18 protein-coding genes and 1 pseudogene are annotated in these 20,542 nt (G+C 69.0%); 8 read left to right on the top strand and 11 right to left on the bottom strand.

Translation table 11 applies throughout. The annotated features are described in order from the left end of the window. Positions 1-140 precede the first annotated feature (140 nt). Together BLR04_RS29310 and BLR04_RS29305 are read left to right on the top strand one after the other, a co-directional pair. On the top strand, positions 141-1,013 hold the full coding sequence (locus BLR04_RS29310) for a helix-turn-helix domain-containing protein (protein ID WP_342672313.1): 873 nt from the start codon (positions 141-143) through the stop codon (positions 1,011-1,013). A gap of 60 nt (positions 1,014-1,073) precedes the next feature. Then, positions 1,074-1,292 carry a DUF397 domain-containing protein gene (locus BLR04_RS29305; protein WP_090771405.1) on the top strand — a complete coding sequence of 73 codons (219 nt, stop codon included), beginning with the start codon at positions 1,074-1,076 and terminating at the stop codon, positions 1,290-1,292. Between the two features lie 139 nt (positions 1,293-1,431). Here the strand turns inward: BLR04_RS29305 and BLR04_RS29300 are convergent, their stop codons facing one another. The 3 genes from BLR04_RS29300 to BLR04_RS29290 form a co-directional block, all read right to left on the bottom strand. Next, positions 1,432-2,163 carry a DUF6082 family protein gene (locus tag BLR04_RS29300; RefSeq protein WP_143022264.1) on the bottom strand — a complete coding sequence of 244 codons (732 nt, stop codon included), beginning with the start codon at positions 2,161-2,163 and terminating at the stop codon, positions 1,432-1,434. Between the two features lie 63 nt (positions 2,164-2,226). Next, entirely contained in the window at positions 2,227-3,675 is a 1,449-nt protein-coding gene (locus BLR04_RS29295) for a catalase (protein ID WP_090771307.1), read from the bottom strand. A gap of 195 nt (positions 3,676-3,870) precedes the next feature. Continuing rightward, positions 3,871-5,271 carry an MFS transporter gene (locus tag BLR04_RS29290; RefSeq protein ID WP_090771304.1) on the bottom strand — a complete coding sequence of 467 codons (1,401 nt, stop codon included), beginning with the start codon at positions 5,269-5,271 and terminating at the stop codon, positions 3,871-3,873. Between the two features lie 111 nt (positions 5,272-5,382). Between BLR04_RS29290 and BLR04_RS29285 the strand changes: the two genes are divergently transcribed. The 3 genes from BLR04_RS29285 to BLR04_RS29275 all read left to right on the top strand — a co-directional run bounded on the left by BLR04_RS29285 (position 5,383) and on the right by BLR04_RS29275 (position 8,503). Then, positions 5,383-6,210, top strand: a complete 828-nt coding sequence (locus BLR04_RS29285; RefSeq protein WP_090771303.1) for a helix-turn-helix transcriptional regulator — start codon at positions 5,383-5,385, stop codon at positions 6,208-6,210. Positions 6,211-6,271: 61 nt separating this feature from the next. Beyond that, complete coding sequence (locus tag BLR04_RS29280; RefSeq protein WP_090771301.1) at positions 6,272-7,372, top strand: CapA family protein; 1,101 nt, start codon at positions 6,272-6,274, stop codon at positions 7,370-7,372. A 567-nt stretch (positions 7,373-7,939) separates the two neighbouring features. Then, positions 7,940-8,503 carry a TetR/AcrR family transcriptional regulator gene (locus tag BLR04_RS29275; protein WP_090771299.1) on the top strand — a complete coding sequence of 188 codons (564 nt, stop codon included), beginning with the start codon at positions 7,940-7,942 and terminating at the stop codon, positions 8,501-8,503. On the opposite strand, the gene BLR04_RS29270 is transcribed toward BLR04_RS29275, so the two are convergent. Continuing rightward, on the bottom strand, positions 8,476-8,841 hold the full coding sequence (locus BLR04_RS29270; protein ID WP_143022263.1) for a hypothetical protein: 366 nt from the start codon (positions 8,839-8,841) through the stop codon (positions 8,476-8,478). The two genes, BLR04_RS29275 and BLR04_RS29270, sit on opposite strands and share 28 nt — an antisense overlap. A gap of 172 nt (positions 8,842-9,013) precedes the next feature. Between BLR04_RS29270 and BLR04_RS29265 the strand changes: the two genes are divergently transcribed. Further along, on the top strand, positions 9,014-9,544 hold the full coding sequence (locus BLR04_RS29265; protein WP_245740652.1) for a tetratricopeptide repeat protein: 531 nt from the start codon (positions 9,014-9,016) through the stop codon (positions 9,542-9,544). Between the two features lie 533 nt (positions 9,545-10,077). Here BLR04_RS29265 and BLR04_RS29255 read toward each other — a convergent pair. The 7 genes and pseudogenes from BLR04_RS29255 to BLR04_RS29225 all read right to left on the bottom strand — a co-directional run bounded on the left by BLR04_RS29255 (position 10,078) and on the right by BLR04_RS29225 (position 18,604). Further along, the gene (locus tag BLR04_RS29255; protein WP_143022262.1) at positions 10,078-10,722 is read right to left on the bottom strand and encodes a hypothetical protein; all 645 of its coding nucleotides are present in this window, start codon (positions 10,720-10,722) and stop codon (positions 10,078-10,080) included. A 255-nt stretch (positions 10,723-10,977) separates the two neighbouring features. Then, the gene (gene clpB / locus BLR04_RS29250; RefSeq protein ID WP_090771289.1) at positions 10,978-13,548 is read right to left on the bottom strand and encodes an ATP-dependent chaperone ClpB; all 2,571 of its coding nucleotides are present in this window, start codon (positions 13,546-13,548) and stop codon (positions 10,978-10,980) included. Positions 13,549-13,580: 32 nt separating this feature from the next. Next, positions 13,581-13,904, bottom strand: a pseudogene (locus BLR04_RS29245) (heat shock protein transcriptional repressor HspR); the annotation flags it as partial. 4 nt (positions 13,905-13,908) lie between these two features. After that, entirely contained in the window at positions 13,909-15,084 is a 1,176-nt protein-coding gene (dnaJ, locus tag BLR04_RS29240; RefSeq protein WP_090771284.1) for a molecular chaperone DnaJ, read from the bottom strand. Between the two features lie 22 nt (positions 15,085-15,106). Continuing rightward, positions 15,107-15,703, bottom strand: a complete 597-nt coding sequence (grpE, locus tag BLR04_RS29235; protein ID WP_090771282.1) for a nucleotide exchange factor GrpE — start codon at positions 15,701-15,703, stop codon at positions 15,107-15,109. Beyond that, positions 15,703-17,568 (bottom strand): molecular chaperone DnaK, encoded by a 1,866-nt coding sequence (gene dnaK, locus BLR04_RS29230; protein WP_090771280.1) that lies wholly within the window; start codon positions 17,566-17,568, stop codon positions 15,703-15,705. The genes grpE and dnaK overlap by 1 nt, the downstream gene beginning before the upstream one ends. A 571-nt stretch (positions 17,569-18,139) precedes the next feature. Continuing rightward, entirely contained in the window at positions 18,140-18,604 is a 465-nt protein-coding gene (locus BLR04_RS29225) for a hypothetical protein (protein WP_245740650.1), read from the bottom strand. A gap of 202 nt (positions 18,605-18,806) precedes the next feature. On the opposite strand from BLR04_RS29225, the gene BLR04_RS29220 reads away from it, so the two are divergent. Both BLR04_RS29220 and proC read left to right on the top strand, forming a co-directional pair. Continuing rightward, positions 18,807-19,700 (top strand): proline dehydrogenase family protein, encoded by an 894-nt coding sequence (locus BLR04_RS29220; RefSeq protein WP_176903340.1) that lies wholly within the window; start codon positions 18,807-18,809, stop codon positions 19,698-19,700. Between the two features lie 46 nt (positions 19,701-19,746). Next, positions 19,747-20,541 (top strand): pyrroline-5-carboxylate reductase, encoded by a 795-nt coding sequence (gene proC, locus BLR04_RS29215; protein ID WP_090771275.1) that lies wholly within the window; start codon positions 19,747-19,749, stop codon positions 20,539-20,541. Position 20,542: the final 1 nt, after the last annotated feature.

Below are 20,542 nucleotides of genomic sequence, written 5' to 3'. Positions count from 1 at the left end.
GGCTCTACCCGTGAAAGCCTTCTGGCAAGGCTTTGTAGCAGTACGCGTGCAAGTTGCAGTGTAAGATTGAGCGAACGGCCCCAAACAGGCGTGCCCCAAACGATCCCTTCCGGCTACACCTTCATTTCCCCCGAGAAGGAGTGTCGACGGTGCCACCGCAGCACGGCAGTCCCACGGTACGGCGGCTCCGGTTGGGCCAGGAGTTACGCCTGCTCCGTGAGCGACGCAACCTCACCGGGGCGAAAGCGGCCCGAGACCTCGGCTGGTCACCGAGCAAGGTGAGCCGCATCGAGGCCGCGAAGACGATGCCCAGCACTGACGACATCGCCGCGCTGGCCAAGCTTTATCATGTTGGCGGAGAGAAGCTTGACGAACTCTTCTCACTGCTGCGAGACGCTGAGCAGCGTGGCTGGTGGGAAGATTATGAGGACGCTCTGCCCGCTGAGTACACAAAATTTCTCGGGCTGGAGGCGGAGGCCACTACGCAGCGCGACTGGGAACCCCAGGTAGTGCCGGGCCTCCTGCAGACGGAGGCCTATGCGAGGGAAGTCATCCTGGCGACCCGCGGTATAGCGCGCATTACGCATAGTGGTGTGAGAAGTCGAGTCGAGGCCCGTCTCGACAGGCAGCAGCGGGTGCTGTACCGGCCCGATGCCTGTGTTCTGATGGTCGTTCTCGACGAGTCCGCCCTCACGCGCCGTTTTGGCGAGCCCGCTGTGATGCGTGAACAAATGGAGCATCTCCTGGAGGTGTCCCTGTTGCCGCACGTCAGCGTCCGGGTCCTGACCCTGGACTCAGTTCACCCCGTCAACACGGGTGCTTTTATTCACCTCAAATTCGCATCCTTCGATGATGTGGTGTATCTGGAGCAGCTGTATACTGCCGACTTTGTCGAAGACCTCGGCCGGGTGGCTGGATACGAATCGGCCTTCGACCACCTGAGATCAGAAGCCCTGGATGAAAGCGAGTCCCGGGTTTTGATCCAGCGCAAGGCCATGTTGTGGCGGGGATAAACGACAAAAACCTCAAAAGGGGCAATGGTGCCCCTTTTGGTATTTGGGGAGAAAATGTATATGCACGGCACGGTAGCTTGGCAGAAGAGCACGTTCTGTAACGGTGCGGCGACCTGCGTTGAGGTTGCGCCACTGGCTGATGGCAACATCGCGCTGAGGGACAGCAAGGAGCAGGACGGTCCGGTCCTGGTCTTCACGCCTGCCGAGTGGGCCGCGTTCACCGCTGGTGTGCGCGAGGGCGAGTTCGACCTCACCTCGCTGGCCGTCAGCGCATCATGAGTATGAGGAACGGCCCTGCAAGTTGGTGGGACAACCTGCAGGGCCGTTCGGGGTGGGAGGCGACGCCTCCGTGAGCTTCCAGCTCCTAGCCTTGAGCGCAGAAGACTTGCCTAGCATGACACACCGATGTCCCTATTGATCAAGTATTGGTGGGCCCCTTCTTCGATCGCGTGAGCCAGATGATCATCAGGGCGACGGCTGCCGTGGCGGTGGCGCCTACTGCGGCGGCCTGGACGTTCCGACGAGGTGGTGAGGCGTCTGTTGTCGGGGCAGGCGGCTCCAGCGGCGCAAGCTGCTGCCAAGCCGAGTCGATCACCTGAATGAACCGCCGACTGGCTCGGTTCTTGGCCATCGCGAGGCGGTACTCGCGAGTGCCCTCCCAGTACTGTCTTCCGGCCTGTGTGCCGAAGAAGTCGCCCTTCGCGTACTCGATGAGCACGGAATCTGGCATCTCCCCCACCAAGAAAAGCATCTCCCAGTACGACAGAACGAGGTTGAGGTAGATGTGCAACTGGGGTGAAAGGCCGGTGGTCGGCATGCCCAAGGCCCTACTCAGCTCCGGATTCTCTATCTGGAGCTGCATCAGATCGAAGTGATGCGCGCGTTCGGCCGCCCTGCGGGCGAATCTAGCCTCGCGGGCTTGCAGGAATAGAGAGAAGCCGATGGCGACCAGCGCTACCGCGGAAATGACTGCAGACGCCGCTCCGTAGGTTTCTCCCACAGCGCTCAGTTCTTGCCAAGGGGGCCCGGAAGGCACGAGGTGTTCTAGTAATAGCGGTGACAGCAAGGTGGCTGACATGAGCAAGACGGCGGCTATCAGCGTCAGCAGCAGAAACGGTGACGTGCGGGGGCGGCGACTTAGTGAGCTCATGACTCTACGGTGCCATGAGAACGGCCCGCGTCGCGGTGGGACGCGGGCCGTTGTGCAAGAGGGTCAGGACAGGCTGAGGGCCTGGGAGACGCGGTGGCCGAGGTCCTTGTGGATGTTGGTCCAGTACGTCACCACGCGCTGCTTCATCTCCGCCGTCACCTCGGGCGCCGAGGCGTGGCCGACGATGTTGTCCACCAGGTGGGCGCGGTCGGTGTCCGAGAGCACGTTCTCCCACAGGGCGCGGGCCTGGACGTAGTCGTCGTCCTCCGCGTGCTTGGCGTACGCCGAGCGGACGATCTCGCCAGTGACGTGGTAGTTCTCCGCCTCGTACAGGGCCGGGTCGGCCACCGGTCCGCCGTAGGAGTTGGGCGCGAACCCGAGGCCCTCCGGGTTGCGATAGGCCATCGGACCGTCGAAGTTGTAGGAGTTGACCGGCACGCGCGGCGCGTTGACCGGCAGCTGCAGGTAGTTGGGCCCGATCCGGTAGCGGTGGGCGTCCGGGTAGGAGAACAGGCGGCCCTGCAGCATCTTGTCCGGCGAGGTGCCGATGCCGGGCACCAGGTTCGACGGCTCGAAGCCCGCCTGCTCGATCTGGGCGAAGTAGTTCTCGGGGTTGCGGTTCAGGACGAACCTGCCGATCGTGATCTCGGGGTAGTCGCTGTGCGGCCACACCTTGGTCAGGTCGAACGGGTTGAACCGGTAGTCGGCCGCCGCCTCGAACGGCATGATCTGCACGTTGACCGTCCACGACGGGTGGTCGCCGCGCTTGATCGCCTCGTACAGGTCGCGGGTGTGGTAGTCGGGGTCGGTGCCCTGCAGCGCGGCGGCCTCGGAGGCGGTGAAGTTCTGGATGCCCTGGTCGGTCTTGAAGTGGTACTTGACCCAGAACCGCTCGCCGGCGGCGTTGTACCAGAGGAAGGTGTGCGACCCGAAGCCGTGCATGTGCCGCCAGCTCGCGGGCGTGCCGCGGTCGGTCATCAGGAAGGTGACCTGGTGGGCCGACTCGGGTGACAGCGTCCAGAAGTCCCACTGCATGTTGTGGTCACGCAGGTGGTTGTCGGGGCGCCGCTTCTGGCTGTGGATGAAGTCGGAGAACTTCTGCGGGTCGCGGATGAAGAAGATCGGCGTGTTGTTGCCGACGATGTCGTAGTTGCCGTCCTCGGTGTAGAACTTCAGCGCGAAGCCGCGAGGGTCGCGCGCGGTGTCGGCGCTGCCCAGTTCGCCGGCCACGGTCGAGCAGCGCAGCAGGAGCGGCGTCTGCGCGCCCTTCTGGAAGAGCTTGGCCTTGGTGTACTGGCTGACGTCCTCGGTGATCTGCAGGACGCCGAACGCGCCGCCGCCCTTGGCGTGGACCACGCGTTCCGGGACGCGTTCCCGGTTGAAGTGGGCCATCTTCTGGATGACGTAGTGGTCCTGAAGGAGCAGCGGGCCGTTCGGGCCGACAGAGAGCGAGTGTTCGTCGCTCGGGGCGGGGATGCCCGCGTCGTCCGTGGTGGTGGGCCTGGTCGTCATGGCGCGATCTCCGAATGTCGGTGTATGCGGCTCGGGCAGACGTCCCGGCAGGCGCCGCCGGCTTCGTCCCCGTGACGTTCACCGGCCGGGCCGCGGCGACCCGCGGTCCGACCTGGTGCGGCGCCGGTTGTCGTCCCCCGTGCACGCCAACCTACGCCGTTAACTTGAACTATTCAAGTTTACGAATCATGCAACCTAAGCCGCTCGGCGGCGTACCAGGAAGAGGGAGCCCAGGCCGGCGACGACGGCCAGGGCCGCCATGGCGATCGACGAGAGCAGCGAGGCGGAGCCGTCGGTCCGGCTCTGCAGCGAGATGAACAGCGTCCCGACCGTCGAGATGCCGATGACCTGGCCGAGCTGCATGACCGTGAGCAGCGCGCCGCTCGCGTCGGAGGCGTACGCGCTGTCGACGTGCTCGGTGGCCATGGTGGTCACCGCGACGAGCACGCCCAGCCCGGCGCCGATGAGGGCGCTCGTCACCGCGTACGCCACACCGCCCGAGGCGAAGAACCCCAGCCCCAGGTACGACGGCGCGGCCACCACGAACCCGACGGGCACGAGCGGACGCTGCAGGCGCGCGGGAAGACGCGGCCAGGCGAGCCCGACCGCCGCGTACGCCAGCGCGCAGGGCACGAGCATCATGCCGGACGAGAGCGGCGTCAGGTGCAGGTCGCCCTGCAGGTGCAGGGCCGAGGTGAACAGGAACGCGCCCCAGGTGGCCGGTCCGAACAGCTGTGTCACCAGGCCAGGACGCATGCCGGGCGCGCGCAGCACGCGCGCGTCCACGAGAGGACGGCGGCCCCGGGCCGTCACCCAGCGCTCGATACGGACGAACACCACGAACATCACGACGCTCAGACCCATCGCCACCCAGCCCCACACCGGCCAGCCGAGGTCGCGTCCGAGCACCAGGGGACCCACGAAGAGCAGCACGGCCGCCGCCAGGCTCACCAGGCCGCCAGGGTCGAGCCCCGCCCGGCCGCCGCCGGCGTCGGTGGGCAGCACCCGTGCCCCGACCGCGAGCAGCAGCAACCCGATCGGCGCCAGCGCCAGGAACAGGATCCGCCAGCCGAGGCCGAGACCCAGCAGGACGCCGCCGAGCGCCTGTCCGATCACCACGCCGCCGCTGATCACCAGCGACCACAGGCCGAGTGCGCGCCCCCGCGCCGCACCGCGGTAATTGCGCTGGATCAGCGTCATCACCTGCGGGAGCATCATCGCCGCCCCCGCGCCCTGGAGCAGCCGGGCGGCCACCAGCCAGGTCGTCGACGGCGCGAGGCCGGCGCCGAGCGTGGCGATCGTGAAGACCGTCAAACCGCCGAGAAACGCGTTGCGATAGCCGAACAGGTCGCCGACCCTGGCTCCGGTGATCAGCAGGACGGCGTAGACAATGGTGTAACCGGCCGCGATCAGCTGCAGACCGGCCCCGGAGGAGTGCAGGTCCGACTCGATGGTGGGGATGGCCACGTTCACGATGTTGACGTTCAGGATGGCCAGGAACTGCCCGACAAGGATGATCGTGAGGAGCAGGCCCCCGGCCCTGCCCTTCTGTGTTCCGGCAGTTGCTGGCGAGGAAACCGCAGCTGTTTGCGACATGATGACCAGTTTGCAGCCCAGCGGATACCAGTAACGAGAGCCTCTTTATACTGGTATTACGGGTAACTGGTTGAGTGTCCCGCGTGCCCCCATAGTGGAGAAGTGCATGTGATGGAGGCGAGGCGAACCGACCTGTCGGCGTTCCTGCGCAGCCGGCGTGAGCGGATCACCCCCGAGATGGTCGACCTCGCCCCCGGCGCGCGGCGGCGCACGCCGGGGCTGCGGCGCGAGGAGGTCGCCCAGCTCGCGGGCGTCGGGGTGACCTGGTACACGTGGCTGGAGCAGGGGCGTCCGATCAACGCCAGCAGCCAGGTGCTCGACGCGATCGCGCGGACGCTCCGGCTCGACAGCGCCGAGCGCCGCCACCTCTACCGGCTGGCCGGCCAGGCCGAGGAGCCGGCACCGGGCGACTCCGGCCAGGTGACGCCCGAGATGCAGGCCATCCTTGACCGGCTCGGCGACATGCCGGCGTACGTGACCAACAGCCGCTGCGACATCCTGGCGTGGAACCCCGCGTACGCGGGGCTGTTCCCTGAGGTGGTCGCCGCGCCCGAGGGTGAGCGGAACTCGCTCTGGCAGGCGTGCGTCAACACCTCGCACGAGACCGTGGTCGTCGAGCGCGACAGCGAGCTGGCGCGGTCGGTAGCGATCTTCAGGAGCGCCTACAGCAGGCACGCCGACGACCCCAGCTGGCAGGACTTCGTCCGGCGGCTCAGCGAGGAGAGCGCGGAGTTCGCGCGGTTGTGGGCCCGCCAGGACGTCGCCGAGCCGGGGGTGCGGGTGAAGAGCCTGCGGCACGCGCGGTACGGGACGCTGCGCTTCAGCACCACCAATCTCATGGCCGTGCCCGAACTCCGCTTGGTGGTCTTCATGCCCCTGGACGACGAGACGCGTAGCGCTATGTCCAAGTTGATGAAGCATCGGGAGTTTGCGCGGTAGTCGGTCCGTCATGGCATGCTCGAATCCCCATATAGATGGATTCGAGCGGAAGTTCCGGCAGATGAGAATCCCCCTCGCCGTCCCCCTGTTCGTCGTGGTCGCCTTGCTGACCGCGTGTTCACCCGCACCCGCACCCGTGCAGCGCGAACCCCAGCGCGCGACGATCGGGCCGCAGGCCGCCTCCCAGCAGCCGCCGGCCGAAAGGCCGTCCCGGAAGCCGACGCCGCAGCGCCGGCCGTTCACCATCGCCTTCGGCGGGGACGTGCACTTCGAGGGCTTCCTGCGCGCGCGGCTGGACAACCCGCGCACGGCGCTCGGGCCGATCTCGCGCGTGCTGAGCAAGGCCGACCTCGCGATGGTGAACCTGGAGACGGCCATCACCACAGGGGGGACTCCCGCGCCCGGCAAGCAGTACACCTTCAGGGCCCCGGCCGGCGCCTTCGCCGCGCTCAAGGCCGCCGGGGTGGACGTCGCGTCGATGGCCAACAACCACGGCATGGACTACATGCAGAGCGGTCTCGCCGACTCGCTGGCGGCCATCAGGAGCAGCAAGTTCCCCGTCGTGGGGATCGGGAGGAACGCGGAACAGGCGTACCGGCCGTTCCGCAGGACCGTGAACGGCAACCGGGTGGCCGTCATCGCGGCCACGCAGGTGATCGACGCCGAGTTCATCCCGTCGTGGACGGCCACGGCCCGGCAGGGCGGCCTCGCCTCGGCCAAGAACGAGAGCGACCTGCTGAAGGCCGTACGGAACGCGCGCAAGAACTCCGACACCGTCATCGTCCACCTGCACTGGGGGACCGAGCTGCAGCGGTGCCCCAACGAGGCCCAGCTCGGGCTCGCCCCCAAGTTGGTCAAGGCGGGGGCCGACGTGGTGGTCGGCGGCCACGCGCACATCCTGCTCGGCGCGGGCTACCTGAACAAGGCGTACGTGAGCTACGGGATGGGGAACTTCGTCTTCTACAACTCCAACCCCGCCACCACCGGCAGGACCGGCGTGCTGACCCTGACCATCAACGGCCGCAAGATCCTCAAGGACACCTGGACCCCGGCCACCATCCAGGGCGGCATCCCCGTCCCGATGACGGGCTCGTCCCGCACACGAGCCATAGCGGACTGGGAGTCCCTCCGCTCCTGCACCGGCCTGTCCGCCCGCCCGTAACCCCCGCCCCTGTCCCGCGGCCCTTCTGCCCGCGCCTCGGTCGGAGGAGCGGCCGCCACCCCGGGATATCCGACTAATGGAAAATCTTTCATGGAATTTCGTCGCTGATTGTCAAGTATCGGACATTGCGATAAACGGGCGAACCCGCCTAGCGGGCCGCCTTTCGGTTGGCGCGGCGGAAAGGGGCGGTGTCCGTGGTCGGGTGTGGCGGTGTCCCGCGCTTACGCACGTCGGGGCCCCTGTGTCGTGTCCCACCAGGGATCAGCAGGTCAGCGCAGCTGTGTGAACGCGTGCCCGGCGTCAGGGGGACGTGTATCGGTCGCTGCGCGTTGAAAGGCGGCCGTTCCGGAAGGGAAATTTCCCATGTCCAAAAATGGTGCTATGGGCGATGAGATGGTCGGCCAAGCACGTCCGTCCCCGGAGAAATCCCCAAATTGACAGGTAATGATCGCGCAAGCAGGAGAAGATAAGCATGTGTCTTCGCCGCAACCGGATGACGAGTGCAACGCCCCCAAAGCCCTCAGACGCCAACCGGCGCAACGCCGTAGCGCCCGGCGCGTCGAGCGGATGCTCGACGCCTGCGCCGAACTGCTCGACGAGGCAGGGTACGAAGCCCTGTCGACCACGCGCATAGCCGACCGGGCGGGCGTGGCGATCGGTTCGGTGTACCAGTTCTTCCCGGACAAACGCGCCATCACGCAGGAGCTCACCCGCCGCAACGTCGAGGAGTTCGTCCGCAGGGTCGACCGCCGCTTCCTGGAGGAGGACTACCGCGGCTGGTGGGAGGCCGTCGACGCGATCATCGACATCTACGTCGACATGCACCGTACGGTCTCCGGGTTCAAGAGCCTGCACTTCGGCGACGTCGTCGACCTCAACCTGCTCGACTCCGACTCCGACAACAACACGGTGATCGCGGGACGGCTGCGCGGGCTGTTCCTGAAGGAGTTCGGTCTGGCCGACAGCGCGGCGCTGGACCTCGCCGTGCTGGTCGCCGTCGAGGCCGGCGACGCCGTGCTGAAACTGGCGTTCCGCCGTGACCCCGAGGGGGCTCCCGAGATCATCGACGCGGCCAAGCAGCTGATGAGAGGGTTCCTGTCGCGTCAGCTTGGGTCGTGGTCGCCGAGGTAGGGCGTCTGGTCGCGGTCGGCCTGCTCGACCTCCTCGAGCCAGGCCGACACGTCACGGGCCCAGCGCCGCTGGCTCGTGCTCTCGCTCCGGTTCTCGCCGAGCGCGGTGGCGGGCGTCTCCTGCAGCTGCGACTCTTCCTGCGTACGCTGACAGGGCGCGGCCAGCGCGGGACGCACGCCCCTGGCCTCGCGGACGTCGAGCCTGGCTTCGAGGGCCCGGAGGTTACGCTCGGCCGTTTCGATGGCTTCCAAGCGGCCCGAAAGGTAGCCCGCCACCCCGGGAACGAGGGCAGACAGGACGACGGCACAGGCCAGCATGAAGGTCGTCTGCTTGGACATGCCCATCACAGTCCCTCCGCTCGCGTGGCGGCAAAGCGAGTGATTAATGCCCTGTGACCTGCGTCGATACGCATACTGAGCACGCGATTGGGTGAGACGTTGCCTAATTTGTGCGGGACCGGCGATGCGGATTGACCGGGCAAAGAACCGGCGGGCTCGGTACTCTCGCAGTGTGGCGCATGTGACCCGTGAGCACCTTGATCATCTGCTTGAGCAGGCCCTGCTGGCCGACGACCACGGTTCCCTGGCCAGTCGGCTCTACGACGTCGCGCTCGACTACTCGTCCGGCGACGTCTCCAGGGCGTCCATCCTGGTCCTCGCCGCCGAGGAGTGGCGAGCGGCGGGCCAGCCCGCACGCGCGATGGAGTGTTTCCAGCGCGCGGTCGAGGACGGCGGCGACGCGGGTTTCGACCCGCGGGCCGGCATCGCCGACACGCTGTTCGAGCTCGACCGGCCGAGTGAGGCGAGGGAGGTCATCGAGACCATCCGCTCCGAGGGCGACGTCTCCACGGCGACCGCTCACACGATCGCCGAGACGCTGGTCGCCTACGGCGATCTCCAAGGGGGCCTCGAGTGGGCCACCCAGGCGGCTCTGGGCAGCGACGAGAGCGACCCAGAACACGTGGCGGCGCTGCGGACGCGCTACCGCATCCGGGTCGATCTGGGCCTCCCGGAGGACGAGCTGGACGCGCTCGTCTCCTGACGCCCGAACCCGCGAGGGCCCGCCGCCACCGGCAGGGCCCTCATGCTCATGCCTTGAGCACAGCTTCCGCCAGTTCTCGGCTGCGGCCTGGCTCCCGGCGCCGGCGCGCTGATCACCTTCCGCGTCGCCCAGGGGATCGCCGCCGCCGTGCTCGCCCCGCAGGTACTGGCCATCCTGCCGACCGCCTACAGCGGGCCCGTCCAGGCCAGGGCGCTCAACGCCTACGCCATGACCATGGGGCTGGGTGCCGTCTTCGGTCGGCTCATCGGCGGCCTGCTGATCCAGGCGACCTGTTCGGGCTCAGCGCCAGCCTCATCACGCTCGCGCTCGTCGCGATCCTGCTGCCGCTCATCGAAGGGCGTGAGCCTCACGTTGTTGGCTTCGACTTGCTCCAGTTGGACGGGCAGGGGCTGATCCGTAGCGATCACCGGTTCGTCGGGCGTTGAGAGGTGAAGAGGCCGCGGTCGTGACGACCGCGGCCTCTTCTTGTGGAGCCGGGCACGGCAGGCACGTTCCGCGCCCGGACATGATGGTCATCGCGTGCCGAGGCCCTGCGTCACCTCTGGGAGCCCGCTCGTCTTCCCGCCCTTCTCCAGCAGCGCGCCCGCCACGTCCTTGCCCATGTCGTGTACGGGCTCGGCGACGTTGTGGTTGACCTTCACGGGCGAGCCGGGGACCTGGGGCCGGCCCACCTGCCCGGCGAGCCGCTGCTTGGCCGGCGGCGTCCTGCGCGCCAGGTCCGGCGTCTGCGGCAGTACGGGCAACGCGGGCACGCTCGGCGCCGTCGACACGTCCTGGAGCGCGGGCGTCATCGGCAGCACCGCGGGGGACGCGGCGTTGAGCGCCGGCATGCCCCAGGTCGCCGCCGTGCCGCCGAGGTCGGCCGAGCCCAGCACCGGCTTCGGCGCCGCCAGGCCGGTCAGCCCGAGCTCCTGGGCCAGCTCGCCGGCCGCCATGGCCAGTTGGGCGGACTCGTCCGTGGCCATCCGGCTGCTGCCGTGGATGCTCCTGCCGGCGTGCGACGCGAGGTCGCAGTAGGAGGCGAACGCGGTGTGCGACAGCAGCGCCGACTCGGCGTTCACGCAGGAGCCCGCCCCCGCCGGGGCGGTGGACCACCAGCTGACCCCCGCGGTCAGAACGGCGGCCGCGACGATGCTCCCGATCTTCTGCACTGACACTGCACGTCCCTCTGATCGATTCGCTGATCTGACGGAATGGGACCGTAGTCACGTGCTGCGAGGGGCGAGCGCGGCTTGCCCGAAGGGTGAAGCGAACCTTACCCAACGCCCCGGACGATCACCGCGCCTCGACACGCTCCATTGACACACCCACACCCCCACCACACCTCACCGCGCCACGGGCGGCCCTCCACGCACGAAACGGCAGCGCCCCGCCCGCATGAGCGGGTGGGGCGCGATCCGGGGTGTTGGCGGTCAGGCGCGCTGGACGATGAGTTCGTCGTCGCCCAGCTCGACCTTGACCGTGTCGCCGTCGACGATCTGCCCCGACAGGACCGCCTTGGCCAGCTTGTCGCCGATGGCCGACTGCACCAGGCGGCGCAGCGGACGGGCGCCGTACAGGGGGTCGTAGCCGGTCAGGGCCAGCCACTCGCGGGCCGCCGGCGTGACCTCCAGCGTGAGCCGGCGGTCGGCGAGACGCCGGGCGAGCCGGTCGACCTGCAGGTCGACGATGCGGGTCAGCTCTTCGGTGCCGAGCGCGTCGAAAAGGATCACGTCGTCGAGCCGGTTGAGGAACTCCGGCTTGAACGACGACCGCACCGCCCCCATCACGGCCTCACGCTTGGCGGAGTTCTCCAGCGCGGGATCGACCAGGAACTGCGAGCCGATGTTGGACGTGAGGATCAGGATCGTGTTGCGGAAGTCGACCGTACGGCCCTGGCCGTCGGTCAGCCGGCCGTCGTCGAGCACCTGCAGCAGGATGTCGAAGACCTCAGGATGCGCCTTCTCCACCTCGTCGAGCAGCACCACGGTGTACGGGCGCCGCCTGACGGCCTCGGTGAGCTGACCGCCCTCCTCGTAGCCGACGTAGCCGGGAGGCGCGCCGACGAGCCGGGCCACGCTGTGCTTCTCGGAGTACTCGCTCATGTCGATGCGGGTCATCGCCCGCTCGTCGTCGAACAGGAACTCCGCCAGCGCCTTGGCCAGCTCGGTCTTGCCCACGCCGGTCGGGCCGAGGAACATGAACGAGCCCGTCGGCCGGTCGGGGTCGGCGATGCCAGCCCGGCTCCTGCGTACGGCGTCGGACACCGCCTGGACGGCCGCCCGCTGCCCGATGAGGCGCTGGCCGAGCTCGTCCTCCATGCGCAGCAGCTTGGCCGTCTCGGCCTCCAGCAGCCGCCCGGCCGGGATGCCGGTCCAGGACGAGATCACCTCGGCGATGTCGTCGGGGCCGACCTCCTCCTTGACCATGGCGTTCTCCGGCTGCGCGGCCTCGGAGGCGGCCTTGAGCGCCTGCTCGAGGCGGGGCACCTCCGCGTACATCAGCCGGGAGGCCGACTCGAAGTCGCCGTCGCGCTGGGCGCGTTCGGCGGCGCCGCGCGCCTCGTCGAGCTGCTTCTTCAGCTCACCGACCTTGTTGAGGCCGGCCTTCTCCTGCTCCCAGCGGCCGACGAGGGCGTTGAGCTCCTCCTGGCGGTCGGCGAGCTCCTGGCGCAGCCGCTCCAGCCGCTGTACGGAGGCCTCGTCGGTCTCCTTCGACAGGGCGAGCTCCTCCATCTTCATCCGGTCGACGTTGCGCTGGAGCTGGTCGATCTCGACCGGACGGGAGTCGATCTCCATGCGCAGCCGCGAGGCGGCCTCGTCGACCAGGTCGATGGCCTTGTCGGGCAGGAACCGGCTGGTGATGTAGCGGTCGGACAGCGCGGCGGCGGCCACCAGCGCGCTGTCGGCGATCTGCACCTGGTGGTGGGCCTCGTAGCGGCCCTTGAGCCCGCGCAGGATCGCGATGGTGTCCTCGACGGACGGTTCGCCCACGTAGACCTGCTGGAAGCGCCGCTCCAGCGCCGGGTCCTTCTCGATGCGCTCGCGGTACTCGTCGAGCGTGGTCGCGCCGATCATGCGCAGCTCACCGCGGGCCAGCATCGGCTTGAGCATGTTGCCGGCGTCCATCGCGCCCTCGGCTGCTCCCGCGCCGACGACGGTGTGCAGCTCGTCGATGAACGTCACGACCTGCCCGTTGCTCTCCTTGATCTCGGAGAGCACGGCCTTCAGGCGCTCCTCGAACTCGCCGCGGTATTTCGCGCCGGCCACCATGGCGCCGAGGTCGAGCGAGATGAGCCGCTTGTTGCGCAGCGACTCGGGCACGTCACCGGCCACGATGCGCTGCGCCAGCCCCTCGACGACGGCGGTCTTGCCGACGCCGGGCTCGCCGATGAGCACCGGGTTGTTCTTGGTGCGGCGGCTGAGGACCTGGACCACGCGGCGGATCTCGGAGTCGCGGCCGATCACCGGGTCGAGCTTGCCGCCCCTGGCCCGCTCGGTCAGGTCGACGCCGTACTTCTCCAGAGCCTGGTAGGTGTCCTCGGGCGTCTCGCTCGTGACGCGGGCGTGGCCGCGTACCTTCTCGAACGCGTCGAGCAGCGCCTGCGGCGTCGCGCCCTGCGACTTCAGCAGCTCGGCCACCGGGCCGCCGTCGGCGGCCAGGCCGACCAGCAGGTGCTCGGTCGAGACGTAGAGGTCTTCGAGGCGGTTGGCGTGGTGGGCGGCGGTGTTGAGCACCGTCAGCAGCTGGCGCGAGCTCGACGGCGCCCCCACCGTCGCACCCTGAGCCTTCGGCAGCGCCGCGAGCTGCTCCTCCGTACGGGTGCGGATCGCGCGCCAGTCGGCGCCGACGGCCTCCAGCAGCGGCACGGCGGTGCCGCCGTTCTGGGAGAGCAGCGTGGTCAGCAGATGGGCCGGGGAGATCTCGGGGTTGCCCTCGGCGGCGGCGCGCCGCATGGCCCCCGAAAGCGCCTCCTGGCTCTTCTGGGTGAGCTTGTAGTCCATGTCGTTCAGGCCCCCGGTGGAAGCTCGTAGCGGATCAGCGCTCGGACCATGCTCATCTCGGCGCGCAGACGGTGAACCTCTTCGCGCAGGCGCAGGGCCTCGTTCTCGAGCTCCAGGATCCGCTTGATGCCCGCGAGGTTGATGCCCTCCTCCTGGGAGAGCCGCTGCACCTCGCGGAGCTGGATGATGTCTCTCGTGGAGTAGAGGCGGCCGCGCCCCGCGGTGCGTCCTGGACTCACCAGCCCGAGCCGGTCGTACTGACGCAGCGTCTGCGGGTGGAGCCCCGACAGCTGCGCGGCCACCGAGATCACATAGACAGGCGTGTCGTCTGACAGGTCGAAGTAGTTGGCGTCCATCGGCTCACTCGCTTCTGGCTCGCTGAATGAGCTCGGCGCGCGGGTCCTCTCCCGCGGTGGCGGTGCTGAACTCGTTCAGCAGCTCACGTGACTTGTCGTCGAGCGTCTGCGGCACCACCACCTCGACCGTGGCGAGCAGGTCGCCCTTGGTGCCGTCCTTGCGGGTGACGCCCCTGCCGCGGACACGGAAGGTGCGCCCGTTGGGCGTGCCCGGCGGAATGCGCAACGTGACCGGCAGACCGCCCAGCACCGGCACCTTGATCTCGGCCCCGAGCGCGGCCTCCGTGAACGTCACCGGGACGGTGACGGTCAGGTTGTCGCCCGCCCTGCCGAACACCGGGTGCGGCTTGACGTGCGTCACGATGTACAGGTCGCCCGCAGGGCCGCCGTTCTCGCCGGGCGCGCCCTTGCCCTTGAGCTTGACGCGCTGGCCGTCGGCCACGCCCGCCGGGATGCGGGCCTGGATCGTACGGGTGCTCTTGGCCCGGCCGTTGCCCTCGCACACGGGGCAGGGGTCGTCCACGATCAGCCCGCGGCCCTTGCAGTCGCGGCAGGGCTCGGAGAAGGCGAAGTTGCCGAGGTTGCGGCTGGCCGCGCCGGTGCCCTCACAGGTGGGGCAGACCCTCGGGGTCGTGCCCGCCTTGGCGCCGGTGCCGCTGCACGCCGTGCAGGCGGCGGAGCTGGTCAGCCGGAGCGACACGGTCGTGCCCTGCGCCGCTTCGGTGAACGACAGCGTGACCTCGGACTCGACGTCCTGGCCGCGCCGCGGCCTGGTGGTCGCGCCGGGGCGGGTGGTGGTGCCGCCCCGGTTGAAGATCCCGCCGAACAGGTCGCCGAGCCGCTCGCCCGCGCCGCCGCCCGTGCCCTGCCCGGTGCCGCCGAACAGGTCGCCGAAGTCGAACGGGAAACCGCCACCGCCGGCCCGCTGGCCGCCCACCCCGGAGCCGAACAGCGTGCGCGCCTCGTCGTACTCCTTGCGGCGCTTGCTGTCGGACAGGACGTCGTACGCCTCAGAGACCTCCTTGAACTTGGCCTCTTTGGTCGGGTCGCCCTGGTTGCTGTCGGGGTGGTACTGGCGGGCCAGCTTGCGGTACGCCTTCTTGATCTCGTCGGCGGTGGCGGACTTGGGCACACCAAGGACGGCGTAGTAATCCTTCTCCAGGTAGTCCTTGGTGCTCATCTACGGCCCTTCGTCCTCGCTGTCAGTTTTCTTCTTCGTCATGGGACGCCGCGGGAGCGTCCTCGGGCTCGGCGACGGCCACGCGCGCCGGGCGCAGCACCCGGTCGCCCATGCGGTAGCCGGGCTGCAGCACCTCGATCGCGGTGGGCTCGGTCACGTCCGACGAGTAGCTGTGCATCAGCGCCTCGTGGACCGTCGGGTCGAAGGGGTCGCCCTTCTGCCCGAACGGGGTGAGCCCCAGCTTGCCGACCGCCGCCTCCAGCGACTCGGCAACCTTCGCGAAGCCACCCGTGAGCTCGCCGTGGTCGCGTGCCCTGCCGATGTCGTCGAGCACGGGCAGCAACTCCATGAGCGTTCCGGCGACCGCCTGCTCCTTGACCGCGACGCGGTCGCGTTCGACGCGCTTGCGGTAGTTCACGTACTCGGCCTGGAGACGCTGCAGGTCGGCGGTGCGCTCGGCGAGCTGGGCCGCCAGCTCGCCGGAGCCGGCCTCCGCGGCCGGCGGCTGCTCGGCCGCCTGCTCCGCGGAGGCGTGCTCCTTGACCTGGCCCGTCTCCGGGTCGATCTTGCGGTTGTCGCGGATCACCGGCTCGTCGTGTCCGTTCTCACTCCGCGGCATCACTTGTCCTTCGGCTCGTCGTCGACGATCTCGGCCTCGACCACGTCGTCGTCGGCCTTCTGGCCGTCACCGGTCGTGGCGCCCTGCGGGCCGCCCTCGGCGCCGCCGGCGCCCTGCTGGCCCTGGGCGTAGATCGCCGAACCCATCTTCTGGCTGACCGTCGCGAGCTTCTCTGCCGAGGTGCGGATGACGTCGGTGTCGGTGCCCTCCAGAGCCTTCTTCAGCTCGGTGAGGGCGTCGTTGACCTCGGTCTTGATGTCGGACGGCACCTTGTCGTCGTTCTCGCGGAGGAACTTCTCCGTCTGGTAGGCCAGACCGTCCGCGTTGTTGCGGACCTCGGCCTCCTCGCGGCGCTTCTTGTCCTCCTCGGCGTACGACTCGGCCTCGCGCATCATCCGCTCGATGTCGTCCTTCGGCAGCGCGGAGCCGCCGGTGATCGTCATCGTCTGCTCCTTGCCGGTGCCGAGGTCCTTGGCGGAGACGTTGACGATGCCGTTGGCGTCGATGTCGAAGGTGACCTCGATCTGCGGGATGCCGCGCGGCGCCGGCGCGATGCCGGTCAGCTCGAAGGTCGCGAGCTTCTTGTTGTACGACGCGATCTCGCGCTCGCCCTGGTAGACCTGGATCTGCACCGACGGCTGGTTGTCCTCGGCCGTGGTGAAGACCTCGGAGCGCTTCGTCGGGATCGTCGTGTTGCGCTCGATGATCTTGGTGAAGATGCCGCCCTTGGTCTCGATGCCCAGCGACAGCGGGGTCACGTCGAGCAGCAGGACGTCCTTGACCTCACCCTTGAGCACACCGGCCTGCAGGGCGGCGCCGATGGCGACGACCTCGTCGGGGTTGACGCCCTTGTTGGGCTCCTTGCCACCGGTCAGCTCCTTGACCAGGTCGGTGACGGCGGGCATGCGGGTCGAGCCGCCGACGAGCACCACGTGGGCGATGTCGGAGACCTTGATGCCGGCGTCCTTGATGACCTGGTGGAACGGGCCCTTGGTGCGCTCGAGCAGGTCGGCCGTGAGCCGCTGGAACTCGGAGCGGGTCAGCTTCTCGTCGAGGTGCAGCGGGCCCTCGGACGAGGCCGTGATGTAGGGCAGGTTGATGCTGGTCTCGGACTGGCTGGACAGCTCGATCTTGGCCTTCTCGGCCGCCTCGCGCAGTCGCTGGAGCGCCATCTTGTCCTTGGACAGGTCGACGCCGTGGGCGTTCTGGAAGCGCTTGACGAGCTCGTCGACGACGCGCTGGTCCCAGTCGTCGCCGCCCAGGTGGTTGTCGCCGGAGGTCGCCTTGACCTCGACGAAGCCGTGGCCGTCCTCCTGGCCGACGTCGAGCAGCGAGACGTCGAACGTGCCGCCGCCGAGGTCGAAGACCAGGATCGTCTGGTCCTGCTCCTTGTCGAGGCCGTAGGCGAGGGCCGCGGCGGTCGGCTCGTTGATGATGCGGAGCACGTTGAGGCCCGCGATCGTGCCGGCTTCCTTGGTGGCCTGACGCTGGGCGTCGTTGAAGTAGGCCGGGACGGTGATCACGGCGTCGGTGATCTTCTCGCCCAGGTACGCCTCGGCGTCCTGCTTCAGCTTCTGCAGCACGAAGGCGCTGATCTGCTGCGGCGAGAACTTCTTGCCGTCGATCTCCTGGGACCAGTTGGTGCCCATCTCGCGCTTGACCGAGCGGATGGTCCGGTCGACGTTGGTGACGGCCTGCCGCTTGGCGACCTCACCGACGAGGACCTCGCCGTTCTTCGCGAAGGCGACCACGGACGGCGTGGTCCGCGAGCCCTGCGCATTGGCGATGACGGTGGGCTCACCGCCCTCGAGGATCGAGACGACGGAGTTGGTCGTCCCCAAGTCGATACCTACCGCACGTGCCATGAGTACGTCCTTGTGGTCAATGTTGAGTCGGTTGGACTCAAGCTATGGATGCGTGTCGTCTTTGTCAAACGACTTGAGCCTACCCGACTCAACCCTCATGAGCGCAAAACCATTCCCGGAATCGGGCGCCCGCACACGCGGGGCTTCGCCGCCGTACTTCCGGGCGGATTTGGGGGTGGGGCGGCCGCACACGCGGGAGCTTCGGCGCCCGTACTCCCGACGGTCTTTTTTTGGGGGGTGTCCGCACGTGTGGGGGCTTCGCCGCCGTACTTCCGGCCGGTTTCGGGGGGTTGGGTACAGCTCATGAGCGCAGAGCATTCCCCGGGTTCGGCGTCCGCACATCTGGGGCATCGCCGCCGTATTTGTGATCCTTGGGAGGGTGGGGCGTGGCGATCGCACGCCTGAAGAACGCCGACCGTGGCCGGTGAGTTCCGGGGGGCTCATGAGCGCACCCGGTTCGGCGTTCGCGCGCCTGGGGCGAACGCCGTCGGGGTCCTGGCCGGTCCGGGGTCACGGGCTCATGGGCGCGGATGCGTTCCTTGGTCCGGCGGTCGCGCGTTGGCGGGCTTCGTCAGGGCTTGCCGCCGTTCACCAGTTTGCGGTTGCCGAGGGGCTGCTTCAGGGTGACGGTCGTCGTCTTCTCGACGGCGATCATGATGCAGGACATGTTCCTGGCCTGCGGGGCCGTGCCCTCGTACAGGGTGATGGTGACGGTCTTCCTGGTCTCCTTCACCGCGACGCGGTCGAGCACCGTGCAGGGCGCCACGCCGGACCACCAGACGAGCCGCACCTGCTTGCCCCCCGCGACGGGCTTGGCCGTACGCCAGGCGATCTTGTGGACGTTGACCGCATTGCCCACCGGCTTGACCGGCTGAGGGGTCTCGGGAGGGATGGGGGACGTGGAGTCGGCGGCCGGGCTGGACACGACCGGCGGCCGTTCGGGCGTCGCAGAGGTGGGCGCGGCCGGCGGGGACTGCGTGCCGCATCCCGCCGCGAGCACCAGACCGGCGAGGAGAGTCGCTGTCAAAGTCCGCATACCCCTAGGACGGATCACACGCGCGCCTGGTTCAGCGCCCCCGGGATCGATGAGCACGCGCGTGCCTGGTTCAGCGAGCGGAGTGATCGCACCCGGCACGCGTCGGTGATCGTGCGCGTCCCCTGGGTCGGCGCGCGGATGGGGCGGCGTGCGGTGGATTGATGATCGCCGTTGGGCGGGGGTGGCGGTTAGGGTGGAGGGCGTGCTCCGTCAGGCCATGCTCGCCCTCTCGAAGAGCCGACGCGCCGAGCGGCTCGTCACCACCTCACCGCTGACCGCCGACGTGGTCGCCCGGTACGTCGCAGGCCGCGGCGCCGGCGACGCGGCCGCCACGGTCCAGGAGCTGACCCGTAAGGGGCTGCTCGTCACCGTCGCCCGTCTCGGCGAGGAGGTCACCGACGAGGAGGGGGCCGAGGCCGCCGTCGGCGCTTACCTGTCGCTGCTCGACCGGCTGCCCGCGGGCGCCGACGTGTCGGTCAAGCTCACCGCGCTCGGCCTGCGGCTGTCGCAGCGGCTCGCGCTCGGCCACGCCGACCGCATCTGTGCCGCCGCGGCGGCGAGGGGCCTCACGGTGACGCTCGACGCCGAGGAGCACGACACCGTCGCCGGCCTGCACGCCGTCCACACGGCCCTGCGGCGCGAGCATCCCGACGTGGGCGTGGTCGTGCAGGCGTACCTGCCCGACTCGCTCGATCGCTGCGAGAAGCTCAGCGGCGCCCGCGTACGCCTGTGCAAGGGCGCCTACACCGCCCCGGGCGCCTACGCCAGGCGGGCCGACATCGACCGCTCGTTCGTCCGGTGCCTGAGAGTGCTGATGGCGGGCACCTGCTATCCCATGGTGGCCACCCACGACCCGCGGCTGCTGCGCATCGCGGCCACGCTCGCGGTGCTCGACGGCCGCGACCAGACGGGCTACGAGCTCCAGATGCTGTACGGCGTGCGCCCCGCCGAGCAGGCCCGCCAGGCGCAGCTCGGCGCGCGCATGCGGGTCTACGTGCCGTACGGCGACGACTGGTACCCCTACCTCGTGCGCCGTCTCGCGGAACGTCCCGGGAACCTGGCCTTCTTCCTGCGGTCCCTGGTGTCCCGCCGCTAGCCGGATAGGCTGCCAGACCAGGCAGTATTCATCGAGGGACACGAAGATGATCGCGATATTGGGCACCGGCAAGATGGGCGAGGCCCTGCTGTCCGGGCTGCTGCGCGCGGGCCTCCAGCCGGGCGAGATCATGGTGACCGCCCGCAGGGCCGAGCGGGCGGAGGCACTGCGCGAGACCTACGGCGTGCGCGCCGCGGCCAACCCCGAGGCGGCCAAGGCGGCCACCACCCTGATCCTGGCCGTCAAACCGCAGGACATGGCGGCCCTGCTGGCCGAGATCGCTCCGTACGTGTCGCCCGATCAGCTGGTGATCACGGCCGCGGCCGGCATCACGACGTCGTTCGTGGAGCAGCGGCTCGGGGTCGAGGTGCCGGTGGTGCGGGTGATGTCCAATACGCCGATCAGGTTCGACGAGGCGATGAGCGTCGTCTCGGCCGGGGCGCACGCGGGCGAGGAGCACCTCCAGCGCACCGAGGCCCTGCTGCGGCCGGTCGGCAAGGTGCTGCGCATCCCCGAGGCGCAGCAGGATGCCGCCACAGCGCTGTCGGGCAGCGGGCCCGCCTACTTCTTCTACCTGGTCGAGGCCATGGTCGACGCCGGCATCCTGCTCGGCATGCCGAGGGCCGCCGCGCTCGACATGGTCACCCAGTCGATCGTCGGGGCGGCCGTCATGCTGCGTGACTCGGGCGAGCATCCGGTGATCCTGCGCGAGGCCGTCACCTCGCCGGGCGGCACGACCATCGCCGCCATCGCCGAGCTCGAACGGCACAAGGTGCGGGCGGCGTTCCTGGCCGCCATCGAGGCCGCCCGCGACCGCGGCCGCGAGCTGGCCTCCGGCTGAG

Source organism: Nonomuraea maritima (genome assembly GCF_900100395.1).
Classification (GTDB): domain Bacteria; phylum Actinomycetota; class Actinomycetes; order Streptosporangiales; family Streptosporangiaceae; genus Nonomuraea; species Nonomuraea maritima.
The sequence above is the reverse complement of the archived record's forward strand: the minus strand, read 5'-3'. Positions and strand labels throughout refer to the sequence as shown.